We start from the raw sequence: 2,976 nt of genomic DNA on the forward strand, positions 1-2,976 counted from the left end.
AGACATTCTTGCTACATCAAGTTCAACCAACTGATTAACATGAAGGTTAAGTCCTCGATCGATTAGTATCCGTCAGCTGCACGTGTCGCCACGCTTCCACCCCGGACCTATCCACCTCATCTTCTTTGAGGGATCTTACTTACTTGCGTAATGGGAAATCTCATCTTGAGGGGGGCTTCATGCTTAGATGCTTTCAGCATTTATCCCGTCCACACATAGCTACCCAGCGATGCCTTTGGCAAGACAACTGGTACACCAGCGGTGTGTCCATCCCGGTCCTCTCGTACTAAGGACAGCTCCTCTCAAATTTCCTGCGCCCGCGACGGATAGGGACCGAACTGTCTCACGACGTTCTGAACCCAGCTCGCGTACCGCTTTAATGGGCGAACAGCCCAACCCTTGGGACCGACTACAGCCCCAGGATGCGATGAGCCGACATCGAGGTGCCAAACCTCCCCGTCGATGTGGACTCTTGGGGGAGATAAGCCTGTTATCCCCGGGGTAGCTTTTATCCGTTGAGCGATGGCCCTTCCATGCGGAACCACCGGATCACTAAGCCCGTCTTTCGACCCTGCTCGACTTGTAGGTCTCGCAGTCAAGCTCCCTTATGCCTTTGCACTCTACGAATGATGTCCAACCATTCTGAGGGAACCTTTGGGCGCCTCCGTTACACTTTAGGAGGCGACCGCCCCAGTCAAACTGCCCACCTGACACTGTCTCCTGCCCGGATCACGGGCAAGGGTTAGAAGTCCAATACAGCCAGGGTAGTATCCCACCATTGCCTCCTCCGAAGCTGGCGCTCCGGATTCCAAGGCTCCTACCTATCCTGTACAGGCTGCACCGGAATTCAATATCAGGCTACAGTAAAGCTCCACGGGGTCTTTCCGTCCTGTCGCGGGTAATGCGCATCTTCACGCATATTATAATTTCACCGAGTCTCTCGTTGAGACAGTGCCCAGATCGTTACGCCTTTCGTGCGGGTCGGAACTTACCCGACAAGGAATTTCGCTACCTTAGGACCGTTATAGTTACGGCCGCCGTTTACTGGGGCTTCAATTCGAAGCTTCGCTTGCGCTGACCTCTCCTCTTAACCTTCCAGCACCGGGCAGGCGTCAGCCCCTATACGTCACCTTACGGTTTTGCAGAGACCTGTGTTTTTGCTAAACAGTCGCCTGGGCCTATTCACTGCGGCTCTCTCGGGCTTTAACACCCTACCAGAGCACCCCTTCTCCCGAAGTTACGGGGTCATTTTGCCGAGTTCCTTAACGAGAGTTCTCTCGATCACCTTAGGATTCTCTCCTCGCCTACCTGTGTCGGTTTGCGGTACGGGCACCTCCCGCCTCGCTAGAGGCTTTTCTTGGCAGTGTGAAATCAGGGACTCCGGGGATAATTCCCCTTGCTGTCACAGCTCAATGTTATAGGAACGGGATTTGCCTCGTTCCACACCTCACTGCTTAGACGCGCATGACCAACAGCGCGCTCACCCTATCCTTCTGCGTCCCCCCATTGCTCAAACGGCGGGGAGGTGGTACAGGAATATCAACCTGTTATCCATCGTCTACGCCTTTCGGCCTCGACTTAGGTCCCGACTGACCCTGAGCGGACGAGCCTTCCTCAGGAAACCTTAGGCATTCGGTGGAAGGGATTCTCACCCTTCTTTCGCTACTCATACCGGCATTCTCACTTCCAAGCGCTCCACCAGTCCTTACGATCTGGCTTCGACGCCCTTGGAACGCTCTCCTACCACTGACACCAAAGGTGTCAATCCGCAGTTTCGGTGATCCGTTTAGCCCCGGTACATTTTCGGCGCAGCGCCACTCGACCAGTGAGCTATTACGCACTCTTTAAATGGTGGCTGCTTCTAAGCCAACATCCTGGTTGTCTGGGCAGCGCCACATCCTTTTCCACTCAACGGATACTTGGGGACCTTAACTGGCGGTCTGGGCTGTTTCCCTCTCGACTACGGATCTTATCACCCGCAGTCTGACTCCCAAACATAAATCATCGGCATTCGGAGTTTGTCTGAATTCGGTAACCCGGGATGGGCCCCTAGTCCAAACAGTGCTCTACCTCCGAGATTCTTTCGTTTGAGGCTAGCCCTAAAGCTATTTCGGAGAGAACCAGCTATCTCCAGGTTCGATTGGAATTTCACCGCTACCCACACCTCATCCCCGCACTTTTCAACGTACGTGGGTTCGGGCCTCCAGTAAGTGTTACCTTACCTTCACCCTGGACATGGGTAGATCACCTGGTTTCGGGTCTACGACCCCATACTCATTCGCCCTATTCAGACTCGCTTTCGCTGCGGCTCCGCATTCGCTGCTTAACCTTGCATGGAATCGTAACTCGCCGGTTCATTCTACAAAAGGCACGCCATCACCCATTAACGGGCTCTGACAACTTGTAGGCACACGGTTTCAGGTTCTCTTTCACTCCCCTTCCGGGGTGCTTTTCACCTTTCCCTCACGGTACTGGTTCACTATCGGTCACTAGAGAGTATTTAGCCTTGGGAGATGGTCCTCCCGGATTCCGACGGAATTTCACGTGTTCCGCCGTACTCAGGATCCACTCTGGAGGGGATGGACTTTCGACTACGGGGCTTTTACCCGCTATGGCGGACCTTTCCAGGTCGCTTCGTCTAATCCAGCCTTTTGTAACTCCGTATAGAGTGTCCTACAACCCCAGGAAGCAAGCTTCCTGGTTTGGGCTCTTCCCGTTTCGCTCGCCGCTACTAAGGGAATCGATTTTTCTTTCTCTTCCTCCGGGTACTTAGATGTTTCAGTTCTCCGGGTGTGCCTCGTTTACGCTATGTATTCACGTAAACGTACTGCCCCATTAAAGGCAGTGGGTTTCCCCATTCGGAAATCTTCGGATCACAGCTTACTTACAGCTCCCCGAAGCATATCGGTGTTAGTGCCGTCCTTCATAGGCTTCTAGTGCCAAGGCATCCGCCGTGCGCCCTTTCTAACTTAACCT

1 rRNA gene is annotated in these 2,976 nt (G+C 53.7%); it reads right to left on the reverse strand.

Annotated elements, in window-relative coordinates:
- Positions 1-42 precede the first annotated feature (42 nt).
- Positions 43-2,975: ribosomal RNA gene (locus SLU01_RS17790) — 23S ribosomal RNA — on the reverse strand.
- Between the last annotated feature and the right edge of the window lies 1 nt (position 2,976).

It is taken from the genome of Sporosarcina luteola (assembly GCF_007991495.1).
GTDB classification, from domain to species: domain Bacteria; phylum Bacillota; class Bacilli; order Bacillales_A; family Planococcaceae; genus Sporosarcina; species Sporosarcina luteola.